This is a genomic window from Natrinema ejinorense (genome assembly GCF_002494345.1).
GTDB lineage: Archaea > Halobacteriota > Halobacteria > Halobacteriales > Natrialbaceae > Natrinema > Natrinema longum.
In genome coordinates, this window is sequence record NZ_NXNI01000001.1 from 2,829,939 (window position 1) to 2,852,154 (window position 22,216).

Annotated in this window: 20 protein-coding genes; 11 read left to right on the top strand and 9 right to left on the bottom strand. The window is 66.1% G+C overall.

All coding sequences use genetic code 11. From position 1 onward, the window contains the following. Position 1 precedes the first annotated feature (1 nt). The 6 genes from CP557_RS14080 to glpA form a co-directional block, all read right to left on the bottom strand. Positions 2-2,074, bottom strand: coding sequence for a hypothetical protein (locus tag CP557_RS14080; protein ID WP_097380491.1), 2,073 nt, complete (start codon positions 2,072-2,074; stop codon positions 2-4). A 65-nt stretch (positions 2,075-2,139) separates the two neighbouring features. Further along, positions 2,140-3,306: a Cdc6/Cdc18 family protein gene (locus CP557_RS14085; RefSeq protein WP_097380492.1), complete on the bottom strand. Its 1,167-nt coding sequence runs from the start codon at positions 3,304-3,306 to the stop codon at positions 2,140-2,142. Beyond that, positions 3,306-4,634 carry an anaerobic glycerol-3-phosphate dehydrogenase subunit C gene (locus CP557_RS14090; protein WP_097380493.1) on the bottom strand — a complete coding sequence of 443 codons (1,329 nt, stop codon included), beginning with the start codon at positions 4,632-4,634 and terminating at the stop codon, positions 3,306-3,308. The genes CP557_RS14085 and CP557_RS14090 overlap by 1 nt, the downstream gene beginning before the upstream one ends. Next, positions 4,631-4,786, bottom strand: a complete 156-nt coding sequence (locus CP557_RS22615) for a hypothetical protein (RefSeq protein ID WP_169924386.1) — start codon at positions 4,784-4,786, stop codon at positions 4,631-4,633. Before CP557_RS22615 ends, CP557_RS14090 begins: the two co-directional genes overlap by 4 nt. Next, the gene (glpB, locus tag CP557_RS14095; protein WP_097380494.1) at positions 4,783-6,090 is read right to left on the bottom strand and encodes a glycerol-3-phosphate dehydrogenase subunit GlpB; all 1,308 of its coding nucleotides are present in this window, start codon (positions 6,088-6,090) and stop codon (positions 4,783-4,785) included. Before glpB ends, CP557_RS22615 begins: the two co-directional genes overlap by 4 nt. Beyond that, positions 6,091-7,800, bottom strand: a complete 1,710-nt coding sequence (glpA, locus tag CP557_RS14100; protein WP_097380495.1) for an anaerobic glycerol-3-phosphate dehydrogenase subunit GlpA — start codon at positions 7,798-7,800, stop codon at positions 6,091-6,093. Positions 7,801-8,091: 291 nt separating this feature from the next. On the opposite strand from glpA, the gene glpK reads away from it, so the two are divergent. From glpK to CP557_RS14135, 7 genes are all read left to right on the top strand, one after another. Next, the gene (gene glpK, locus CP557_RS14105) at positions 8,092-9,633 is read left to right on the top strand and encodes a glycerol kinase GlpK (protein ID WP_097380496.1); all 1,542 of its coding nucleotides are present in this window, start codon (positions 8,092-8,094) and stop codon (positions 9,631-9,633) included. A gap of 4 nt (positions 9,634-9,637) precedes the next feature. Then, complete coding sequence (locus tag CP557_RS14110) at positions 9,638-10,714, top strand: hypothetical protein (RefSeq protein ID WP_097380497.1); 1,077 nt, start codon at positions 9,638-9,640, stop codon at positions 10,712-10,714. Positions 10,715-10,823: 109 nt separating this feature from the next. After that, on the top strand, positions 10,824-11,507 hold the full coding sequence (locus tag CP557_RS14115; RefSeq protein ID WP_097380498.1) for an HAD-IIB family hydrolase: 684 nt from the start codon (positions 10,824-10,826) through the stop codon (positions 11,505-11,507). An 87-nt stretch (positions 11,508-11,594) separates the two neighbouring features. Beyond that, on the top strand, positions 11,595-12,182 hold the full coding sequence (locus CP557_RS14120; protein WP_097381650.1) for a helix-turn-helix domain-containing protein: 588 nt from the start codon (positions 11,595-11,597) through the stop codon (positions 12,180-12,182). Between the two features lie 46 nt (positions 12,183-12,228). After that, positions 12,229-12,678, top strand: a complete 450-nt coding sequence (locus CP557_RS14125; RefSeq protein ID WP_097380499.1) for a DUF4870 domain-containing protein — start codon at positions 12,229-12,231, stop codon at positions 12,676-12,678. Positions 12,679-12,828: 150 nt separating this feature from the next. Continuing rightward, positions 12,829-13,590: a creatininase family protein gene (locus CP557_RS14130; protein WP_097380500.1), complete on the top strand. Its 762-nt coding sequence runs from the start codon at positions 12,829-12,831 to the stop codon at positions 13,588-13,590. Positions 13,591-14,052: 462 nt separating this feature from the next. Beyond that, a complete protein-coding gene (locus tag CP557_RS14135; RefSeq protein ID WP_245853016.1) occupies positions 14,053-14,991 on the top strand; it encodes a hypothetical protein in 939 nt (312 codons plus the stop codon). A 36-nt stretch (positions 14,992-15,027) separates the two neighbouring features. Here the strand turns inward: CP557_RS14135 and CP557_RS14140 are convergent, their stop codons facing one another. Then, a complete protein-coding gene (locus CP557_RS14140; RefSeq protein ID WP_097380502.1) occupies positions 15,028-15,393 on the bottom strand; it encodes a hypothetical protein in 366 nt (121 codons plus the stop codon). Positions 15,394-15,650: 257 nt separating this feature from the next. On the opposite strand from CP557_RS14140, the gene CP557_RS14150 reads away from it, so the two are divergent. The 3 genes from CP557_RS14150 to CP557_RS14160 all read left to right on the top strand — a co-directional run bounded on the left by CP557_RS14150 (position 15,651) and on the right by CP557_RS14160 (position 18,389). Continuing rightward, complete coding sequence (locus tag CP557_RS14150; RefSeq protein WP_097380504.1) at positions 15,651-15,986, top strand: hypothetical protein; 336 nt, start codon at positions 15,651-15,653, stop codon at positions 15,984-15,986. 72 nt (positions 15,987-16,058) lie between these two features. Next, a complete protein-coding gene (gene twy1, locus CP557_RS14155; protein ID WP_097380505.1) occupies positions 16,059-17,099 on the top strand; it encodes a 4-demethylwyosine synthase TYW1 in 1,041 nt (346 codons plus the stop codon). Positions 17,100-17,387: 288 nt separating this feature from the next. Further along, on the top strand, positions 17,388-18,389 hold the full coding sequence (locus tag CP557_RS14160) for an FkbM family methyltransferase (protein ID WP_097380506.1): 1,002 nt from the start codon (positions 17,388-17,390) through the stop codon (positions 18,387-18,389). Positions 18,390-18,439: 50 nt separating this feature from the next. Here CP557_RS14160 and CP557_RS14165 read toward each other — a convergent pair whose 3' ends face one another. Then, positions 18,440-19,882: an oligosaccharide flippase family protein gene (locus CP557_RS14165; protein WP_097380507.1), complete on the bottom strand. Its 1,443-nt coding sequence runs from the start codon at positions 19,880-19,882 to the stop codon at positions 18,440-18,442. Between the two features lie 330 nt (positions 19,883-20,212). On the opposite strand from CP557_RS14165, the gene CP557_RS14170 reads away from it, so the two are divergent. Beyond that, the gene (locus CP557_RS14170; RefSeq protein WP_097380508.1) at positions 20,213-21,160 is read left to right on the top strand and encodes an alkaline phosphatase family protein; all 948 of its coding nucleotides are present in this window, start codon (positions 20,213-20,215) and stop codon (positions 21,158-21,160) included. Between the two features lie 58 nt (positions 21,161-21,218). On the opposite strand, the gene CP557_RS14175 is transcribed toward CP557_RS14170, so the two are convergent. Further along, positions 21,219-22,145, bottom strand: a complete 927-nt coding sequence (locus CP557_RS14175) for an alkaline phosphatase family protein (protein ID WP_097380509.1) — start codon at positions 22,143-22,145, stop codon at positions 21,219-21,221. Positions 22,146-22,216 lie beyond the last annotated feature (71 nt).

Below are 22,216 nucleotides of genomic sequence, written 5' to 3' on the forward strand. Positions count from 1 at the left end.
CTTACTCGAGTAATCGCGTTCCGATCCCGTCGTTCCACCGGAGCGTTCCATCGGACAACACCGGCAGTTCGGTCCACGTGAAGTACTCACGAAGCGGTCCCTTTTTCGTTCGCGAAACCGGCGTTTGGCCCGGTGTCAGATGACGGTCCGAGACGGAATCGAGGGTCGAAGCGGTCGCCGTCCCTAATTTGAACTCCTTGGTCGAGTACGACTGGACTGCGAAGTCGAACTGATCTTCGCCACGCGGCTCGAACTCCACGAGCATCGGCGCACCGCCGTCGGATTGGGCGATATCCGCCGATCCGTCCCCAACGATGAGATACTGATCGCCGAGGCCCGCGTTCGTCCGTGCGATCTCGAGCGCGCCTCGAAGCGGGAAGCCGCGGTTGAGCAGTCGAGCCATCGTTTCGCCGGCCTCGACGGCGTTTTCGTTGATGACGTCGGCATACGTGCTGACGCCACCGAACGCCCCCTGACGGGTGAGCGCGAGGCCCTGTTCGTAGGAGCGACAGGCGTTCAAGAAGAAGACGCCGAGGTCGACCGATTCGAGGGTGCGGACGTCGAGGTCGCCGTCGGAACAGCGGAGGCCGTCCTCGACCGCGTGGCCGATGTAGTGAAAGAAGTCGTAGCCGCCGTCGGCCAGCAGTTCGGCGAGCCGATCCGAATCGATCCCGAACTCCGAGTGGATCTCGAAGGGGAGGTCCGACCGGTTGCCGTAGGTTCCGTCGAGGAGGTCGTGTTCGTCGATCATGCGGGCGTCGTTACAGACGAGCAGGATTTCGATCGATTCGCTCCGTTCGTCGTGATCGAGTTGATTACGGTAGGCCTCGATGGTCGCCTTCGACGCCTGCTGTGGGATGCCGTCGCCGAACCAGGCGTGTTCGACGGACTCGTCGGTCACCGACGGAACGACGAATTTCCCGTTCTCCGCGACCGGTGACGGAGACCGGTACGTCGTCGCGGAGCGAACGAGCCCCGAACTCGGGTCCGGCTGTGGAACCGACTCCGACGTTCGACCGCGGGGTTCGCGAACGATCCCGAGTTCGTTGACGACGAACGGCAACAGCGTGGCGCTTTCGGGGTCGGACGGAACGTGTGCGGTCAGGGGCCACCGCGGGACGTGCGGTTCGATCAGCTCGAACGGAACGTCGAGGTACCGCTCCAGCCGGTGTGGGAGCGACAGGTCGTACGTGTCCGCGAGGTCGAAGGGCAGGTCGTCTTCGAGCGCCGATCGCTCGAGGAGGTCGTACTGGAAGACGCCTTCGGTGCGAGTCAGACAGTCGAGGAAGAAAAACCGTTTCAGAAGGGCGGCGATCTCGTCCTCGAGCGGGCGTCCAGTCGCCAGCGAGTAGTCGAACCGCGGCGTCTCGAGCATCGGTTCCGTGCCCGGCTGAATCGTGGCACCCAAGAAAAACGCGAGCGGGGCGGCCTGATACAGCGACGCGTAATCGGGCGGAACGGTGAGCGTACTGTTGCCCGTCGGTTCGTCGATGGAGTCGGGGATGTCGAGGCGGTCGCCGAGTTCGATCAGCGGCGGATGGCCGCGCAGGGTCGGCCACGTCCGTTCCGGCGAGGTCGTCTGCAAGGCGGAGGGAAGCGCGGAGACGGCGTGCATCATCGATTCGATGTCCGGCGGCGTCGTGATCGTTCCGACCGGCAGGTCGTGTGGAGATCGAGCGCCGAGTTCGATCGACGTCGTTCGGTCGGTCGTTATCGTAATCGAGGTGACCCCGATGTCGATCGTTCCGGGTGCGTCGATTCGACAGTAGAGTTTGATCGGGCCGCTCAGGCCGACGAACTGAGTTCGATTTTCGAGTCGAGCCGTCTCGCTGGCGTCGAACCTCGCCTCCGTTCGGCCGGTCTCGTCGTGAACCGTGACGGAGTACAGCTGCGTGACGGTGATCGAGTCGGTCTCGAGTCGACAGGTCGAATCCACCGGAAACCCGAACTCGTCCGGCTCCCTGGCGTCGTACGAGACGGTCCCCGCGGTTTCGATCTGCAAGCGACGGTGTTCGATCGAGTCGTATATTTCGAGCCCCGCCCCGTCTGCCATCTCTGTAAACTCGATCGTCATACCCGGTTACACTACGGTTAGCCGGGACCGACAAAATAGATTGCCCATCCACGAACGGCAGTCGATCAGAGCGACTGCGTTCCGGGCGAACTCAACAACCGGAACGCGATCGTCGGGAACCGCGGCTCGACTGTACTGGGCCGTCGGCCGCTGCCGGTGTCGCCCGTCGGTACCGGGACCCGCTCGACGATGCCCCGATCCGCGAGTTCGTACAGGAACCGTTTGACCGTGCCGGCGGTCAGCGACGATCGGTCGGCGATCGACGCTGCGATGTCACGGATCGGGAGATCCGTCACCCCGATCTCGATGAGCGCCAGGAGGACCCGCTGGCGGGTCGCCGAGAGTGCGAGCGGACGGCCGACGTGGACGCCGTCGTCGGGCACGTCGTTTCGTGCTCGCTCGAGGTGACGGTGTTCGATCCGCTCCGTGTCGTCCTCGCTGGCGAGGACGGCAGCGCCGAACAGGGCCGCGAGGGCGTCGTGTGCGTTCCCGTCCGCCCACGTGGCGAGCCCGCGAACGGCGTCGTGATCGAGCGCCCCCGCGGCAAGCCCCGTCGAGGCGCGTTCGGTCACGACGTCGACGAGTTCGTGATCGCGGTAGGCAGGGACGGTGACGGTCGGTCCCCGATGGTCGTCGGGTTCGCGTTGTCCGACTGCGACGGTCGCGACGGAGTCCTCGACCGGGGCCAGCAACTCGTGGACCCGATCAGTGCCGAGGGTTTCGGGCTCGTCGTGGTGATCGATCGCGACGATCGCGTGGTGATCGACGCGGGCGAGCCGATCGGACAGGCGATCGAGCAGTTCGTCGGTTCCGACACCGCTCTCGGGGACGTGGTCGTTCGAGAGCGCCGCCAACACGGCTCGATAGAACGCGAACGGACTCTCGACCTGGCGGCCGTCGACGGCGACGAACCACGTCGCGGATCCGGTGTCGCCACCTCGCGTCGTCGTCGCGATCGCGCGATTCGAACCGCTGAACTGTACGTTCAACGCGTCGAACAGCGCAGTCACCACGGCCGAGGTCCCCGACCCAGGCGGGCCGACCACCGCGACCGGCGGCGGTAACTCGCCCTCGAAAATCGGCTCGAGCGCATCGAGCAATTGCTCCAGGACGGGACCGCGACCGACCGGTTCGGGGCGGTGGACGGCGGGACTGAGCTGGTCGCGGTCGACGACGACCTGCCGGCCCTGCCGTGCCGATCGTCGGCGTGCGATTCGCTCCTGTAAGTCCATTACTGGGGAGCCGTCTCCGTCCCGACGAGGGCCGCCTCGAGCACCTCGAGGGTGTGGGTGATTTCGTAGCCCGTTCCGTGTTCCATCTGCATCGAGCAGGTTGGACACTCCGTAAGTCCGGTTTTCGCCTCTGACGCTTCCATGTGGTCGAACATTTCCGACCCGATTTCCATGGAGGTTTCGTAATTCTCCGCCTTCCAACCGTACGTGCCGGAAATGCCAGAACAGGAGTCACCGACGTCGTGGGCGTCGACGCCGTCGATGGCGGCCAGTAGTTCCGTCGTCTGGCCGTCGAGTCCCTGATTTCGGGCGTGACACGGCGCGTGGTAGGCGAAGTCGTCGAACTCGTCCCCGACCGAGGCCCCTGCGAGCTCGCCCTCGAGATCCTCGTGGACGCGCAGGTACTCGACGGCGTCCCAGGTGTTCGCCGCGACGTCTTCGGTCCCGTCGAAGTCGAACAGTTCGGGGTACTCCTGGCGAAGCGACATCGAACACGAACTACAGGAGGCGACGATGTCCGCGCCGTCCTCGATGGCTGCGGCGAGCTCTCGGACGTTCGTCTCCGCCGACCGGCGCGCGTCCTCGAGCATGCCGTTGGCGAACATCGGCGTCCCCGAACAGTGCTGATCGGGGACCATGATCTCGTAGCCGAAGTGTTCGTAGACGTGAACGAGCGCTTTCGCCACCTCGGGGGTGTTGTAGTTCGAGTAACAGCCGTGGAAGTAGGCGATCCGCTTGTCCTCGCTCTGGACCTGTGCGCCACCGCGTGCGGCCCACCACTCCCGGAACGTCTCCGTCGCAAACTCCGGGAACTCCCGCTCGCCCGTGATCCCGAGCACTTTTTCGCCCAGCCACTGCGTCGCGGAGAGGCCCATCACGAAGTTCGTCGTCCGCGGGAACATCGATCCCAGCGGCGCGAGTCGACGGTAGTTCGCGAGGATCCGGTTGCGGACGTACTCCCGCGAGAACTTGTTCATCTGTTCCTCGACGTACTCCCCTCGAGCGGTGTTGTGCATCTGTGAGAGGGGCACGTCGGAGGGACAGGCGCTGTCACAGCGCATGCAGTTGGAGCATTTCATCACCGAGTCGTCGATGTCCTGGTCGTCCTGGCGTTTGAGCCGCCACTGCTCGGGTCCCTGGAACTTCGGGCCAGGGAACTCGTCGTCGACCTCGGCGACTGGACAGTTGGTGTCGCAGGTCGAACACTTGTAGCAGTCGTCCGCACCCGGCCGGAGGTCCATCTCTTCGGCCTCCGGAAAGACCTGAATCGGCTCGAACTCGTCGTCGCCCGGTACGCCATCGTCGGTCGGCTGTTCTGCATCACTCATCGAATCACCGTTGTGGGTCGGTCGCTGTCGATCGCATCGTGGGGTCGTCGCGGGTCACTCGTGTGGGGTCGCTGCTGTTCGCTCGCGTGCGGAACCTCGAGTCCGAGACGCGAGTCGCGTCTGCGGTCCGCGTCCCGTCGCTCGGCCGTCATCGCCCGGCCTCCGTGCCGGCACGCTGGCCCGCGACGTAGCCCGTCGCGAGCGAGACGCCCGAGCCGGATTTCTCCGCGGCGAAGTCGTAGCCGCCCAGTACCGCACCAGCCGCGCGCAGGTTCGAAAACTCGGGTCCGTCGTCGGCGTCGAGCGGTCTGAGTTCGCGGTCGACGGGAAGGCCGAACTGGGCGTAGGGGTGATCGCCGAAGACGTCGTCGACGAACCAGTCGTAGCGGTCCGTCGGGTGGGGGACGTGGCAGTCGAAGATCGGTTCGAACACCCGCTGGCGCTCCGATTCGACGCCCTTGCCGACGAGTCCGCCCGTCGCGAGCACGTACTGGTCGGCCCGGTGGGGAACGGCGGCACCGTTGCGGTCGACGATGACGCGGGCGATCCGTTCGGAGCCGTCCGCGTCCGTCCCGTCGGCCGCGCTCTCGTAGTCGACCACGGGGACACCGGTCGTCACGCGGACGCCCGCGTCCTCGAGCGCGTCGTAGAGCAGATCCGCGAGTCGCATGCCGGGGAGACTCGGCGGCCCCATCGGCACCTCGAAGACGTCGACGCCGAGTCGGTCCGCGAGGTCGGCCCTGACCTCGTCGGCGTGGTCGTCTCCGAGGATCGCGGGGAAGCCGATGCGAGTTTCGTCCTGGAGATGCCCGCGGACGGTCTCGACGAGGGCTGCACGGGCCGTGGACTCGCCCGTCGCCGTCGCCAGGGTCTCGTCGCGGTCGAGCAGGTGTGCGTAGCGCGTGATCTTCGCGTCGTCCCGGACGATTCCCGGGAAGCGAACGGTCACGCCGCGGGCCGCGAAGGGTGCGCCCGCGGCCTCGAGGTGAGCGGCTGCCAGCGGGGCCTCGAAGTCCGGCAGCGTCTCGAAGCCGACGAGCACGGTATCGCGGTCGTCGCTCGCGAGGCCGGCGGCAGTCGCGACCGGGTATCTGGCGGTCGGTTTGACCGTCCCGCCGTGGGTCGGCACGAGCGCGTTCGCGTCCGTGTGCGACCCGGCGTAGGCCTCGCCCGCGATCCCGTCGAAGAAAGCGAGGGCCTCGCGGACCGCCTCGCTCCCCACGCGCTCGTAGGGATGCCCGTCGGGGAGCCCCTCGAGCGCCGCGAACGGGTCGACGAGCGGGCCGTCGCCGTCCGGCGTGTATCCCAGCACGTCGATCAGCCCGCTGGCGTGACGGAGCGTGCTCTGCTTGGCCGAGACGAGTCGTACCTGGACGTCCCGCTGTGCCGCGGCGAGTGCGGCAGTCGTGCCGGCGAGGCCACCGCCGATGACGAGGACGTCGTCCTCGATCGCCATCTAGCGGGCCCCCCGGGCGGTCCCGGCCTCGTCTTCGCTGGGTTGGCCGCCGTCGAACGCGGTGAAGTCGACGTCCCCCGCCGCGCTCGCTGGATCCCGATCGCGGTTCATCGTGGTCGCGTGGAGCGCGTAGTTGAGCATCGCCTGCGAGAGCTGTTCGCCCCACAGCGCGTGCCGTTCGCCCTTCCAGCGTTCCTGAAAGAGTTCGTCGAGCGACGCCCGGACCGTCTCCTCGTCGTACGTCGGGTGGAGCTCGTTTGCCATGTTTTGACAGCAGAACCCGCCCTGGCAGTTCCCCATCGACGCCCGCGTCCGGATGCGAACCGCGTTGAGGTCCGACCCGGACTGGGAGACGGCGTCCTGAATCTCCGCGCGCGTCACGCCCTCGCACTGGCAGATCACCGGGTTCGCGTCGTCCGTCTCGAGCACCTCGCTCGCCCGGCTTCCAAGCCGCTGCTTGCTTCGGCGAGCCACCGGCGAGCGCAGCCCGAAGTCGTCCATCCCTGCCTCGAGGGTTTCGATGTTCTCGCTGCCGGGAAGGGGCTCGTCGGCGGTCGCACAGGCGGCGGTCACCCCCAGCTTCTCGCAGACGTGATCCGATATCTCCTCGGCCATCGCCCGGTAGGTGGTGAGCTTCCCGCCGACGATGCTCGCCATCCCGGACACGCCGTCGCGGTCGGCGTGATCGAGCAAGAAGAAGTCCCGCGTGATGTCGGTGGGGTCCTGAGTGCCGGTCCCCGGGGGCTCGTAGAGCGGACGGACGCCCCAGAACGAGCGGATGGTTCGGGCTTCCGAGAGGATCGGCACCAGTTCCGAGAGCGTATCGATCATCTGATCCACTTCCCAGCTCTCCTCGGGGTAGTCGTCCGGATCCGAGACCTCCTCGTCGGTCGTCCCGAGGATGGCCGTCGTCTCGTGAGGGACGACGATGTCGGCGTCGCCTTTCGGTCGACAGCGGTTGATCACGGTGTCGACCTGCCGGACGTTCATGATCGTCATCACGCCCTTCGAGGGTCGGACCTCGATCTCGAGGTCCGCCATCGCGCCGATCTGGCCGGCCCACGCGCCGGTCGCGTTGACGACGTAGTCGGCGGTGATCTCCTCGGTCGTGCCGGGCGTCTCGTGCGTGCGCTTTCCCGGCCCCGAGTCGTGGCGAACCTCAACCCCGTAGATCTCGTCGCCGTCACGCAGGAGGTCGATCACTTCGGCGTGAGTTTCGACCCTCGCGCCGTGGTTCTCGGCGTCGATCGCGTTCGCGACGCAGAGTCGGAACGGGTCGACCGCGCCGTCGGGGACCTCGATCGCTCGCTTCACGTCGCCCGCGAGGTGGGGTTCGACCTCGCGGGCTTCCCGACCCGACAGCACGCGGGCGGGAATCCCACACTCCCGACACCCCTCGAGTTTCTCCTGAAAGTAGTCGTCCGAGTCCTCGGGACGCTGGACGAACAGGCCACCGGTGGGCTCGACGCAGTGGCCGGCAATCTCCCGAAGGATCTCGTTTTCCTCGATACATTCCGTCGCGCTGGCCTGATCGGAGACGGCGTATCGCCCCCCGCTGTGCAACAGGCCGTGCATGCGGCCGGTCGTTCCGTCTGTGAGAGTTCCTCGCTCGACGAGCGTGACGTCGAGGCCGCGCATCGCCAGATCACGGACGATGCCACAGCCGGTCGAGCCACCGCCGAGTACGAGAACCTCGGTATCGCGTGCCATTCTGTCACTGGACCCTACGGACACCCGCATCTTTATTTTATCGGCGGTGGGATAACGGCCATAACAATCAGTCGGTAGCGTGAACCGCGGCGGTAGTTCGGACCGTCGTCGGACGATATCGGGACCAGTCGCCCCCGGAAATCGTTCGTAACGCTCGATACAGTCAGATGTAGTTACCAATATGGTCTGTAATTTATGGCTTTGAAAACATTTATAATGATCGTAGGGGTTGTTTACTAGTGACACGCTCCCACCAGTAAAGACGGCGCGTGGAAGTATGGGTGACCACCAATGACAGAGAATACCTACGTCGGCGCAGTAGACCAGGGAACGACGGGGACCCGCTTTATCGTGTTCGATCACGAGGGGCAGGTCGTCGCGAACGCCTACGAGAAACACGAACAGATCTACCCGGAACCGGGCTGGGTCGAACACGACCCGATGGAGATCTGGGAGAACACCAAAGACGTCATCCAGCAGGCGCTCGGGCAAGCAGGCGTCAGTCCGGACCAGCTCGAGGCCATCGGCGTGACCAACCAGCGCGAGACGACGCTGCTGTGGGACGCCGACTCCGGTCGGCCGGTCCACAACGCCATCGTCTGGCAGGACCGCCGAACCACCGACCGCGTCGAACAACTCGAGGAAGACGGGCTCGTCGGGACCATCCGCGAGAAGACCGGGCTCGAGGCCGACGCCTACTTCTCGGCGACGAAAGCCGAGTGGCTGCTCGAGAACGCCGATCCGATCAAACTCGAGCGCTCCCGCCCCGAGGACATCCGCGACCGCGCGGAGAACGGCGAGGTCCTCTTCGGGACGATCGATACGTGGCTGATCTACAACCTCACGGGTGAGCACATCACCGAGGTCACGAACGCCTCGCGGACGATGCTGTACAACATTCACGACCTCGAGTGGGACGACGACCTGCTCGCGGAGTTCGACATCCCCGCGGAGATGCTGCCGGAGGTCCGCCCCTCGAGCGACGACGCCACCTACGGCGCGACCGATCCCGAGGGCTTCCTCGAGGCCGAGGTTCCGGTTGCGGGTGCGCTGGGCGACCAGCAGGCGGCGCTGTTCGGCCAGACCTGTTTCGACGCCGGCGACGCGAAGAACACCTACGGGACCGGCTCGTTCTTCCTGATGAACACCGGCAGCGAGGCCGTCGAGAGCGATCACGGCCTCCTGACGACGATCGGCTTCCAGCGCTCGGGCGAAGACGTCCAGTACGCCCTCGAGGGATCGATCTTCATCACGGGCGCGGCGATCGAGTGGCTCGAGGACATGTCGCTGATCGACAACCCCGCCCAGACGGCGGAACTCGCCCGCAGCGTCGATTCGACGGACGGCGTCTACGTCGTCCCCGCCTTTACCGGGCTGGGCGCACCCCACTGGGATCAGCGCGCACGCGGCACCATCGTCGGGATGACCCGCGGCACGCGCAAGGAACACGTCGTTCGTGCGACGCTCGAGTCGATCGCCTACCAGACCCGCGACGTCGCGGAGGCGATGGAGGCCGATTCGGGGATCGAGATGCGCTCGCTGAAGGTCGACGGCGGAGCGGTCAAGAACAACTTCCTCTGTCAGCTCCAGTCGGACATCATCGGCTCGGAGATCGTCCGTCCGGTTGTCGACGAGACGACGGCGCTTGGCTCGGCCTACGCGGCCGGCCTCGCCGTCGACTACTGGAGCGATCCCGACGAACTGCGGAGCAACTGGCAGGTCGACGCGGAGTTCGAGCCGAAGATGGACTCGAAGACGGCCGACCAGCGGTACGACCGCTGGAGCGACGCCGTCGAACGATCGCGCGACTGGGCACGCGACGCGGAGGAATAATTCCATGTACGGGACGCTCCTTCAGGTACCAGTCATCGGCATGGAATTCGAGCGGTTCGCCGTGCTGCTCATCGCTTCCCTCGCCGGCGGCGCGTTCGGTGCGGCGCTCGGCGCGTTGCCCTCGTTCGTCTTCACGGGCTTCGTCGTCTTCCTCGGCGAAGGGATCGCCATTCTGCAGCGAGAAATCGGGAGCGAGATCGGCGCGGTCGAGGCAGGAGATATCGCGACCGGTGTGACCGGGACGATCGGCTTCGGCGCGGTCACCGGCCCCCACATCGCCTTCGCCGGCGGCGTCGCCGCGACGGCCTACGCCGGCCGGAAGTATCCCGAGATGGAGCCCGACGACTGGGATTACCACTTCGGGAAGAACATCCTGTACGCGTTCGGAACCAAACCCGACATCCTCGCGGTCGGTGCGATCTTCGGCGTCGTCGGGATGCTCATCACCCGGGTTATGGGCGGTCTCGGGTTCCCGACGGACAACATCGCGCTCTCGGTCGTCGCGACGGCGTTCCTTGCCCGCATCGTGTTCGGCTACCCGATCGTCGGCAAGGTCGGCGGCTCGAGCATCCTCGACATGTCGCCGTTCGAGCGCGAGGAGAAACGCGTGGCGGCCGACGGCGGCACCGAGACGGGCCGGCTGGCGACCGAACCCTGGCTGCCACACCAGTACAAGTGGTCCGGCGTGACCGCGATCGGTCTCGTCGGGGGGCTTCTCGGCGGCTTCATCTGGCTCAGGACGGGAAGCATCTTCATGGGCTACGCGATTTCCGCGATGAGCCTGCTGTTCCTCAACCTCGGCGTCGAGAAGATTCCGGTTACCCACCACATCACGCTGCTGGGTGCCGTGGGCGCGGTGATCGCGATGCCGGCCATCGGCAGCGAGCTGGCCGCACTGCTCGCCGCCGGCGCGTTCGGCGCGATCAGTGGCCTCATCGGCGAACTGAGTCAGCGCGTGTTCTACTCCCACTCCGGGACGCACGTCGACCCGCCGGCGATGGCCATCGCGGCGTTCATGTTCGTGCTCGGCCTCCTCTATCTGGCCGGGCTGTTGCCCAACGCGGGCTATCTCGCCCTCTAGACGATCTCGGCCGGCGTGGCCGCACCCGATGCGACGGGACGGCCGCCACGTCGATACTCTTCTCGACACAACCGACTCTTTTAGGGCACTCAGCCCTCGAGTACCGGCCATGAGAGCCGATCCGCCGCTCGTCCTCGACATCGACGGCACCCTGACCCGTCCCGAAGGGTGGGGAATCGATCCCCGCGTCTTCGACCCCCTCCGAGAGTGGGACGCGCCAGTCGTGATCGCCACCGGGAAAGCCTTCCCCTATCCCGTCGCCCTCTGTCACTTCGTTGGGATCCCCGAACTCGTCGTCGCCGAAAACGGCGGCGTCGTCTACACCGGCGACGACGTCTTCTTCACCGCCGATCGGGAGGCCGCCCGAGCGGTCGTCGAGGAGTACCGGGCCGCCGGCTACGACCTCGGCTGGGGCACGGAAGAGACGGTCAACCGCTGGCGCGAGACCGAAATCGCCGTCAATCTCGAGCAGCCGATCGAACCGCTGCGCGAGATCGCCGCCGAGTACGGGCTCGAAGTGATCGACACGGGCTATGCCTACCACGTCAAGGACGCCGACCCGAACAAAGGCGAGGGGATCGCGCGGATCGCCGATCACGTCGGGGTCGACCTCGCGGACTGCGTCGCCGTCGGCGACTCGATCAACGACGTCTCGACGTTCGAGACCGTCGGTCGCGGGTTCGCCGTCGGAAACGCCGACGAGGCGGCGAAAGCGGCCGCAGACGAGGTACTCGAGGAGCGCCACGCCGACGGGACCCTCGCCGTCCTCGATCGGGTTCGCGCCACGACGTGACGCGGTTTCGGGGCCGCGAATAGCCGATTCGCGGCCGCGAAATGCGCTCCTACTTTTATGTCCCTCCTGGAGACAGTCCGAACTACCGTGTCCGCCCTTCCGAACTGGATCGACGACCGGATCGACAGGAACCTCGACAACACGTTGACCCAACGGCACGTCGTCGAGACGATGTTCGAGTCCGAGCGCCCGTTCTTCTCCATTCGACAGCTACAAGCGCGCGTCAAGCCGGACATCAGCAAGGCGACCGTTCGGAACCGCCTCAACGAATTACAGGAGATCGACGTCGTCGCCACCGAGACGTATCCGGAGTCGGTGACGCTGTACTACATCGATTATCCGGAGTCGGACTGGCCCCTGTCGCCGGAGGGGAAACGGGCGCTCGTGACCGACTCCCCGCTGGATCGGCTCTCCACGCGGGACTTTCTCACGATGCGGGATACGGCCGGTATCCGGACGCTGGTGCTCGCCGGGTTCCAGTTGACGCTCGTGGCGTTCGCGTTCGGCGGCGTACTGACCGTCGTCGGCGCGGACATCGGCACGCAGAGCGACATCGTCCTCTGGGATACGGCCGTCGACCTGTTCGGGATCAGCCTCCTGTTGTTGCTCACCGAGCGGCTGGTACGCTGGGTGCGTTCCAGAGACGGCCCGCTGGACGCGCTCTCGGCCGACTGAACCGACGAGATGACCGAACGACGATTACGATAGAGACACGATACGAATGTCCTCGAACACACAGACGCCGAGTCACGGACCGGAACTGCTCACTGACCGTTCGATCGCCGGAATCGCCGTTCATCCGCTGGCCTTTCTCACCGGGATCATCGGTGCCGGCTTCGTCTACGTCGTCTCGACGAACGAATTTACGAGGGTGAACGCGCGAAACGCGCTCAACTGGCACCTCTCGGTCCTCGTCCTCAGCGTCGTCGCCGTCGTGACGTTCGTCCTCGGTGCCGACGAGCTGACGGTCGCCGGCGAGGCGATGGAGTTGTCGGTGCTACCCACACCGCTCGAGACGGTTGCCGGCCTCGTCGGAACGGTGCTGTTGCTGGCAGCAGGGTTCGCGTGGCTGCTCACGGGCCTCTTTACGGCTATCGCCACGGTCAAAGCGATCTTCGGCACGCCGTGGGAATACCCGCTCGCACGCGACATCGTCAAGACCGACATCTGACCGAGACGAGCGGACACCGATAGATCGCCCACGAGAGGGCAGTCGTCGGGTGCAACGACGCCACCACGAGCAGTATTCGATTACCGTACTCCCACCTCACGCACCGTTCTCCCACAAGGTTTTCACTCCAGCTGAAATAAGACCGAACGCATGTCTTCTCGTCGGTCACTACTCCTCGAGGAGATGGTATGGCCGGAGGTCGAATCGGCACTCGAAAACGGGACCCGGACGGCGATCGTGGCTATCGGCTCGATTGAACAGCACGGGCCACATCTGCCGCTGAATATGGACACGCTGGACGGCGACGAACTCTCTCGTCGGATTGCAAGCGAACTCGGCGACGCTCTCGCCGCGCCCACGATCCGCCCTGGCTGTTCCGGACATCATATGGAGTTCCCTGGCACGATTACAGTCCCACCCGAAACACTGATGGACGTGATTCGCTCGTATTGCCGCTCACTCGACGAACACGGCTTCGAGCACATCGTGTTGGTGCCGACTCACGGCGGAAACTTCGGCCCAGTCAAGACCGTCACACCGGATATCGCACGTGAGATCGACGCCAGTGTGATTCCGCTTGCCGACCTCGACGAACACATGCAGCTGCTGAATGAGGGGCTCAGTGATGCAGGCATCGAATACGACCAAGACGTGATTCACGCCGGGGCGGCCGAAACGGCGATAGTGTTAGCACTCGAGGAGGGGCTGGTCAGAACGGAGAACCTCGAGCGCGGTCACGAAGGGTCGATTGCGACCGCTCGCCTACTCAGCGAGGGGTTCAAAACCATCACCGAGAACGGCGTGCTCGGAGATCCAAACGAGGCAACCGCCGAAGCCGGCGAACGGATCATCGAAACGGTCGTGAGTTCGTACGTCGATCACATCGAGACGGAACGAAAGACGGTGGGTTGACGTGTCGTCTTGGTACCGTCCGACGACGGAGACGCGGTCTCACCGACCACCACAGCCACGGTGACTGAATCGTGAGGAAACGATGCTCCCCTGAACGTGCGCGTCTAAACGACTCGTCGGACGAACGCCCGTGAACGTCCGACCGCGTCTCGAGCGCGATCGCTATCCGACCCGTTCCGTCCGGCAGGAGGGCCGGCCCCCACCAGTCTCGCGGCTATCCCGGCAGTCCACGATCCCTTTCGGTCCGGAGCGCCCTCCACAGCGGGGACCTGCCCCGTCGAGGAACAGGTCGGCTCGAGTGTCGTGAACTGCCGTTTCGAGGCCGCTGATCGGCGGTTCGCGGCCGCGAAATTCGGATCCGGGTTTACGTATCCGTGACTGCTCGGGACAACTGCAATGTTCGAACTCCGAAATTGGTCCCCCCGACAGCGCGATAGCGAGTCATCGACGACGACCACCGCCGTGAGCCGGCGGCGCGTCCTCCAGGGCGGTGCGGTCACGACAGTACTGACCACTGCCGGATGCCTGGGCGACACGCTCACTGCCGACGACGACGCGGCCGACGGCGACGGCTCGACCAGTGATGGCTCGAGTAGCGACGGCGACTCGACGAACGCCGACGGTGACGACGCGGACGGCGACGAATCGGCAACTCTCGAGGACGAACTGCGGCCGCTCATCGACGACTATCTCGATGCGGCCGCCGCCGAAGACACCGAGACGATCGCGACGCTCAGCCACGGCTCGAGTCCGCTTCATCCCGGCGACTGGGAAGACGCTGGCTGGGAGTTCCAGGGCGACGCCTACGAGGACGTCGACGGCTACGAGATCGAACGCGTGGCCGAGAACGCCGCCGTCGAGGACGTCTCCGACCTGGAGTTCGTCGAGTTCTGGTTCGAAGACGACGGGCTCGCCGAGGCGATCGGCTCGGAAGAGATCGCGATCGTCGAGGTTGCGTCCGACGACCTCGAGGCCGAAGACCTCGACGTGTGGGTGTTCGTCACGGAAGACGAGGAGTGGACGGTCTTCTTCGTCGGTACCGAAGACGAGACGCCGGCGGATCCGACGGCGGCGTTCGAAGACCCCATCGAAGACGAGGGGAACGACGTCGTCGCGAAGATCGACTGGGAGTTCGACCAGGACAATCTCGGCGAAGAGACGGAGTGGGCACGGGTCCACCTCACTGACTCGCCGGGCGTCGACGCCGACACCGTTCGCATCGAGTCGACGATCGCCGGCACGGAGATCGAATTCTACAACGACGAAAACGGCGCGGTCTCGTCGACCTGGGCGGGCGCGACCGGAACCGTCGAGCTGAATCCGGACGGCGACCAGATCGTCGTGACCGCGATCGACGGGGACGAGGAACGGGTCGTTCACCGCCAGCACTACGAGCCCTGAGATCGGTCGCTCCGATCGACGACGGAATCGCTCTCGTTAGCTACTCCCCGTGCTCGAGTCGTCCCCGCCCGTGCTGTCGGCGAACTCGTCGGTTTCGTCCTCGGCCGACGACTGAACGTCGTCCATGTCGAACCCGGTGCCGATTTGCTCCTCGTCGATGACCCGATCGAGGGTTTCTTTCTCGGTGACCGCGCTCAGTCCCGTCTCCTCGACCGCGGACTGAATCCCATCGGCGTTGATCGCCGAATCGACGGCTCCGTCGCTCGTCGACGATTTCAGGGCGCGTCGGACGATCAGATACCCCGCCAGCGCTGCGCCGCCCGAGGCGACCGCGCCCGGAATCCCGTATCGTTTGTAGCCGAAAGTGACCGCTTTCTTGCCGACCGTGTAGGCACCGATCATACGTGACGGTCGGGCCGGCGCGCGGAAGAACACGCGGCTTTCGTACGGAAGCGGGCGCGGAACGGCGACGAGAGGCTTCGAGCGTTCCGGTCTCCGTCCACCGCTCTCGGAGCGCGATCTCGCGTCCGAGCGGGGCTGCAGACGCCGTTCCCGTCTTCCCGGAGACGGGGAACCGGACGTAACTGGGCACGTCGCAAACGCGGCGAGCGACCCGGCGAATCGCCACACTGACTTACAGCCGGCGGTACGACTCGAGTATGGGCACGCTGCAGGCGGCCGCCGTCGCCGTCGTGGGGTTCGCGATCGTCCTCGGCTGTGGAGTCGCCGTCTACCGGGACGCGACCCGGCTCGAGCTCTCGCGACCGGGACTGTGGGCCGGCCTCGTGGTCGTCACCTGCGGGAGCGGGCTCGCCGTGTACCTGGGCCCCCCGGACGTGCCGATTCCCGGCCTACTCGTGATCGTCATCGCGGGCCCGGCACTGTACCTGTTCGAGCGGGACGATGCCAGACACGGCGACGAGCCCGCCGATCCACACGCGCTTCCGGACGGCCCCGACGACGAGTCCTCGAGGGAGCGCCGCGGCGAGGAGTAATCCGGGCGCGACCGCCGATCGGGAGCCACCGACCACACGCCTTTTGCCTTCGCCGATGCAACGACTGGCAACATGAGCGACTCCGCGAATCCCGGGCGCGACGGGGCCGGCCCCGATACCACTACCGACGCTGCCGACGGCGACGGTAGCGAAGCGGCACAGGTCTCGAGTCCGGACTACCACAGCGAGAACCACACGGCCGCCCAGACCTGTGGCTGGACGGCCAACGCCATGCGCGGCGAGGGGAAGTGTTACAAGAACATCTTTTATGGGATCGAATCCCACCGCTGTATCCAGATGACCCCCGTCGTGCGGTGTAACGAGCGCTGTGTCTTCTGCTGGCGCGACCACCAGGGCCACTCCTACGAGATGGACGACGTCGAGTGGGACGATCCGGAAGCGGTGGTCGACGCCTCGATCGACCTCCAGAAGAAGCTGCTCTCGGGCTTTGGCGGCAACGAGGAGGTCCCTCGCGAGGTGTTCGAGCAGGCGATGGAGCCACGTCACGTCGCCATCTCGCTGGACGGCGAGCCAACCCTCTATCCCTATCTGCCCGAACTCATCGAGGCCTTCCACGATCGGGACATCACCACCTTCCTCGTCTCGAACGGCACCCGCCCCGAGGTGCTCCGCGAGTGTGACCCGACCCAACTCTACGTCAGCGTCGACGCTCCCGAGCGCCACACGTTCGATCAGGTCGTCGGCGCGATGGAGGACGACGCCTGGGAGAACCTCCTCGAGACGATGCACGTCCTCGCCGAGAAAGACGACACCCGAACCGTGCTCCGGACGACACTCGTCAAAGGCGAGAACATGCACAATCCCGACTGGTACGCCGGGTTTTACCAGCAGGCCGATCCCGACTTCATCGAGTTGAAGGCGTACATGCACGTCGGTCACTCGCGGGGCCGACTCGACCGATCCGCGATGCCCGACCACGACGAGGTCGTCGAATTCGCCGAGGACGTTCGGGAACACATGCCCGGCTTCGAAGAAGTGATGGGCGTCCCGGCCTCCCGCGTCGCCCTCCTCTCGAAGACGAAAGACACGTGGGTCCCGAAACTGCAGAAGGGAAGCGAGTTCTGGGAACGCGACCCGGTCACCGGCGACTGATACTGGTGGACAGAACGACGTGAAGATCGGTCGCTCCGCTGTGGCCGTCGCTGGTGGGGACGGCCACGAATTCGCGATCGATTTCGTATTGACTTCTGTCCGACAGTATGAATCCGGTCCCCGAGTTCGATTGCGATCGAGTGACTCGAGAGAGCGATCTCGGCCGGACGGCGTCGAGACGGGCCGAACGGTGAACGGAGCGACCGCGGCGGAGCGAACCGCTAGAACTGTGTTACTAACCACGCCGTTGAAAATAGCTTCACAAGAGCGGCCATTGACGCCCCCATTATGGCGGACATCATCGCGAAGGCGACGCAAGCGCTCACCGATCCGACCGTGGTCCAGCCGTGGTTCGAGGCCAATCGGCGCAAGGTCAACCGCTGGATCCGGCGTCGGGAGATCGGTCCGCTACTCGGCGGCCTCACGGCCGGGACCCTCGACTGGAACGCGTACACGAACTATCTCGCCTGGCGAAGCGACGACGGGACCGTGGTCCGGGAAATCAACGGCAGCGAGATGGTCCTCGACCCGTCGATGGCCGGGATCTCGCGGGAATTGCTCATGTACGGCGGCCGCGAAGAACTGTCGGCGAGCGTCTTTCGAGCGGAACTCGAACGGCTCGCAGGGCAGGTCGACTCGCCCGTGACGGTACTGGAAATCGGCGCGAACATCGGCTACTACGCGCTGCTCGAGGCCCAGGTTCTCGGTCCCGACGCTCGGATACTGGCGTTCGAACCCGACCCGAGGAACGTCGACCTCCTCTCGAGGTCGATCGAGCGCAACGGATACGGCGATCGGATCGACGTCGACCGCGTGGCGATCGGGAACAGCGACGACACGATCACGTTCAATCTCTTGCCGTTGAGTAACAAATCACACGTCGACGAGGACTCCTTCAACCGGGCCCATCGAATCGAACAGCAGATAGACGTTCCACAGAAGGCGGTTTCGACCGTCCTCGAGGAGCGGGAGCTTCCGCCGGATGCGATCAACGTCGTCCGGATGGACGTCGAGGGGTACGAAGCCCAAGTATTCGAGGGGATGCAGGGCGTCCTCGAGTCCGAGCAGCCGCTGGTCGTCTTTTTCGAACTCCACCGCTCCCGGTTGGACGACGAGACGATCGACCGGATGCTTCGAACGCTTGCAGACGCCGACCTCGAAATCGTCGCCGTGACGGATCTGGTTGGCCCGATGTGGTACGAAGTCCAGCTTCCGTGGGACTCGTTCGACGATCTCCGCGGGATCGACGAGGATCGCTCGCTGCACCTGATTCTCAGACGAACGTCGTGACCGCGCCACACCGGTCGCGACCCGGCGGCGTCGGAGGGCGGAGACGCCCCTTACAGCTCGAGGCGCGAACTCCGAACGACGCCTTCGATCGTCACGCGGAGTTTCTGGCTGATCGCGAGCAGGGCCGCCGAGTAGACGGTCGCGCCGACGGAGACGATGGCGAGCAGCTGGTACCACTGGTCGATGGGGACGGTTCGCACGAGCGGGACGACCACGGCGAACATCAACAACGCCGCGCCGACCTGCTCGAGGAGCGTCCGGGGGAACAGGACGACGTTCGGGAGCACCCGTTTGACCACGAACGCGGAGAGGACGTACCGGAGCGTCTCGGCGACGACCGTCGCGACGACGACGCCGATCGCCCCGTAGGCGAGCGTCAGCGCGACGCCGAGGACGACGTTCACTGCGAGCGTCGCGACCGAGATGCGCGTGTTGCTCTCGGGCCGATCGATCCCGCCGATCGCGCTCGTGAGGGGGCCACTCTGCGTACTCACGATTTGGAACAGCGCGAGCCCGACCAGCAACGCGGCGGCATCGGCGTACTCGGGTCCAAACGCCGTCACGACGAGTTGCTCGGGCATGGAGACCGCACCGAAAAACATCGGGACCGCGACAACGCTCGAGAACGCGAGCGTGTTCGACACGTCGTCGCTGACGTCTTTGCCCTGGCTGTGGAGTCGGCTCACGCGGGCCATCAGCACGCTCTGGGCGGCCATCATCACGAACGTCGCCGGGACGGTGAGCTTCAGCGCGACTTCGTACTGTCCGGCCGCCGCGGGCGCGAGGAGGTAGCCAAGAAGGAGGATATCGAATCGGTCGTAGGTCTGCCCGAGAAACGAGTTCGGGATGCTGTACTTGGCGTAGGACCAGAGACTCGCGAGCGTTTCGCGGGTCGGGACCGTCGGTTTCGTCCGCACGAAGTACCAGAGCGCGGGCAAGGAGAGGAACGTCGCCGCGGCGAGCCCGTACGCCATACCGGCAGCGCCGAGCCCGAGGAGGACGAGCGCGAGCTGGATGGGGAACGTCAGCAGCGACCGGAACGTGTCGGTCCACATCGAGGCACCGACGAGTCCCCGCGCCTGGACGACCCGATCGGTCGGCTCGTAGAGCGTGACGGCACCCATCAAAACGACGAACAGCACCGGCGCTTCCGTGAGCCCCGTGTAGGAAACGAGCCACCGCGACGCAACCGCGGCGACCGCACTCATGAGCACCAGCCATGCCGCCGTGAACACCAGTTGGCCGCCGATCAGTTCCCGCTTCGGGGCCTCGACCTCCGAGAACCGTTTCATGATCGCCGTTCCCCACCCGTTGACCGCACGGTCGCCGAGTTTCACGAGCGAGAAGAGCAAGTAGTAGCCGCCGAAGCCGCTCGGGCCGAGCACCCGCGCGAAGACGACGGTGCCGGCGAACCCGATCACGGCCATCGTGAACTTCGCGGCCGTCGCCTTCACCGTCTCCCCGCCGAGACTGACCGACGTCGCGTCAGTCATTCGTCTCGAGCGAGGCGTGGCGTCTGGATGGCCCTGCCGGTCGACGTCGAGCGGTCGTCGCCGATCGACGTGAACCGGACGGTCGGAGAATCGTCACCATCAGCGAACGAGTTCCGTAGGGAGACACTGCATCAGCCGGCCATATCAGTGTACTGCCTGCCCCGGCCATCGGACCGTTCCCGTCCCGCCCACCGAACCGTCCCGTCTCAGCCACCGAACCGCCGCCGGTCCCGGCCGCCGGTGCTCGATCCGTCCGCGACAGCGGGCGCGACGACCGGCCTGTGAAACACAGCCCCGGCGTTGAATACCCTGTTCGTGGTGGGGGAGGATATGACGACGCTGGGGATCGTCGCCCTCGACGCCGCTGACTACGCCCTCGCCCGTGACTGGGAGTGTGAGAACCTCCTGCTCGAGCGCCACTGCGACCTCGAGACGTTCGCTCACTCCGGGCGATACCCGAACACGCTCGAGGTCTGGACGTCGGTCGCGACGGGCGTCGGGCCGACGGAACACGGCCTCGCATCGACCGGCGAACAACAGCAGTGGGAGAATCCGATACTCGAGTACGCGAGCACGCTCGCTCCCTACGTCCTCCCCAAGGAAGCGCGCATCACGCTCGGGACGTGGCTCCGCGGCGATGCCGGCGGCGACGGCAGCGACGGGGACGGCGGCGTCGACATGACGCTGCGGCAGACGGCACACTCGCACCTCTTCCAGCAAGACGCCCGCGCCGTGCGGTGGTGGCCCGGCGTCACGCCCGGCGAACACCTGAGCGAGACCTGGCACTGGCTCAATCTCGCCTCGAACGGCGAGATCACCGACGACGAGCTCTGGCGACGACTGTACGGGAACGCGGGCCTCGAAGTCGGCTGGCTACAGGGCATGGGTGGGGCCGACGTGGCCGTCGCCGGGGTACACATGCACGTCCTCGACGCCGCCGGCCACGCGTTCGCGACGCATCCCGACCGCCTCCGGATGGTGTACGAACGGGTCGATCGCCTGCTGGGATCGGTTCGCGAGCACGTCGACGACCTGTTGATCCTGTCGGACCACGGCATGCAAGTCGCCTGGCTCGAGGGAGATGCCGAGCCCGGCTTCCACAGTTGGCGGGCGCTCGCGTCGACGACGCTCGACGACGACCCACCCGAGCACGTGTTCGACGTTCGCGAGTGGGTCGACGCACACGCCGACGACAGCGACGGCACGCGAGACGACTCCGGGCCGGCGGTGATGGACACGACGGAGGAACAGCTTCGGGACCTGGGATACCTCGAGTGACGACGGTCGAGTCGGCAGTCGCGCCGCGGTCGTCGTCGCGCCCGCCGGATGGCAGCGATCAGTCGAGATAGCCGAGTTCGCGGAGGTGATCGGTCGGGAGGTCGATGGCCTCGTCACCGGCCGCTGGCCCGGAACCGCCGACTCGAGTCCGACGTGCGCGGGACTCGACCCACTCGCGAACGTCGAACACCGACGCCGGCACCGAGGCCGTCGTCGAACTCGCGTACGCCCGCCAGGAGTGGGTCGCCGGATTCTCGCCGGCGTCGGGCGGGTAAAACGCCGCGCGCATCCCGTGGTCGCTGCAGACGAGGAGGTCGTCGCCCTCCTCGAGCGCGTCGGCGAGCTCCCGGACGAACCCGCCGACGCGGGCGTAGGCCCGCCGGAGCGCGTCCTCGTCGTCGGCGTAGGCGTGGCCGGCCGCGTCCAATGCATGGACGTGGACGCCGGCGATCGAGACGGGGTGGCGCAGCATCTCGCGGGCCCAAGCGAACTGCTGGGCGCACTGCCCGAACAGTTCGCGCTCGAACTCGCTGCGGGGCATCCCCTGGGCGACGGCGTTCATCAGGTCCCACGCGCGCTGGAGCGGCCGACCGTCGTCGACGCCCGGCCAGTTGTGGACGACCGCCCGATCGGCGTCGAACATCGATTCGGCGTCGGTGCGTCCGATCCGCTCGCGTTCGCCCGTTCGGGAGCGAACGACCTTTCCGAGCGTCCCGCGGGTCGACTCGTCCAGCCGCCCCGAGACGCGCGAGAGCCCCTCGAGGACCGGATTGTCCCACTCGCTCGTGCCACCGCCCGTCACGCCGTGGTCCGCCGGCGGAAGGCCGGTCGCGACCGTCGCCCACACCTCCGGCGTGTACGGGAGGTCCTGCGTCCGCGCAAAGGTCTCGAGCTCGCCGCTGGACTCGAGCCGGACGTCCTCGAGGTCGAAGTGCTCGACGAGCCCCGCATCGAGCGCGTCCAGTGCCAGGACGATCACCGTCATCCGTCGCCCCCTCCGTCCGGCGTCATCCGTCGCCCTCTCCGTCCGGCGTCATCCGTCGGTCGTCTGCAAGC

Coding starts and splice junctions, on each gene's coding strand:
- CP557_RS14080 (WP_097380491.1), bottom strand. CDS start 2,074: ATGACGATCGAGTTTACAGAGATGGCAGACGGGGCGGGGCTCGAAATA.
- CP557_RS14085 (WP_097380492.1), bottom strand. CDS start 3,306: ATGGACTTACAGGAGCGAATCGCACGCCGACGATCGGCACGGCAGGGC.
- CP557_RS14090 (WP_097380493.1), bottom strand. CDS start 4,634: ATGAGTGATGCAGAACAGCCGACCGACGATGGCGTACCGGGCGACGAC.
- CP557_RS22615 (WP_169924386.1), bottom strand. CDS start 4,786: ATGACGGCCGAGCGACGGGACGCGGACCGCAGACGCGACTCGCGTCTC.
- glpB (WP_097380494.1), bottom strand. CDS start 6,090: ATGGCGATCGAGGACGACGTCCTCGTCATCGGCGGTGGCCTCGCCGGC.
- glpA (WP_097380495.1), bottom strand. CDS start 7,800: ATGGCACGCGATACCGAGGTTCTCGTACTCGGCGGTGGCTCGACCGGC.
- glpK (WP_097380496.1), top strand. CDS start 8,092: ATGACAGAGAATACCTACGTCGGCGCAGTAGACCAGGGAACGACGGGG.
- CP557_RS14110 (WP_097380497.1), top strand. CDS start 9,638: ATGTACGGGACGCTCCTTCAGGTACCAGTCATCGGCATGGAATTCGAG.
- CP557_RS14115 (WP_097380498.1), top strand. CDS start 10,824: ATGAGAGCCGATCCGCCGCTCGTCCTCGACATCGACGGCACCCTGACC.
- CP557_RS14125 (WP_097380499.1), top strand. CDS start 12,229: ATGTCCTCGAACACACAGACGCCGAGTCACGGACCGGAACTGCTCACT.
- CP557_RS14130 (WP_097380500.1), top strand. CDS start 12,829: ATGTCTTCTCGTCGGTCACTACTCCTCGAGGAGATGGTATGGCCGGAG.
- CP557_RS14140 (WP_097380502.1), bottom strand. CDS start 15,393: ATGATCGGTGCCTACACGGTCGGCAAGAAAGCGGTCACTTTCGGCTAC.
- CP557_RS14150 (WP_097380504.1), top strand. CDS start 15,651: ATGGGCACGCTGCAGGCGGCCGCCGTCGCCGTCGTGGGGTTCGCGATC.
- twy1 (WP_097380505.1), top strand. CDS start 16,059: ATGAGCGACTCCGCGAATCCCGGGCGCGACGGGGCCGGCCCCGATACC.
- CP557_RS14160 (WP_097380506.1), top strand. CDS start 17,388: ATGGCGGACATCATCGCGAAGGCGACGCAAGCGCTCACCGATCCGACC.
- CP557_RS14165 (WP_097380507.1), bottom strand. CDS start 19,882: ATGACTGACGCGACGTCGGTCAGTCTCGGCGGGGAGACGGTGAAGGCG.
- CP557_RS14170 (WP_097380508.1), top strand. CDS start 20,213: ATGACGACGCTGGGGATCGTCGCCCTCGACGCCGCTGACTACGCCCTC.
- CP557_RS14175 (WP_097380509.1), bottom strand. CDS start 22,145: ATGACGGTGATCGTCCTGGCACTGGACGCGCTCGATGCGGGGCTCGTC.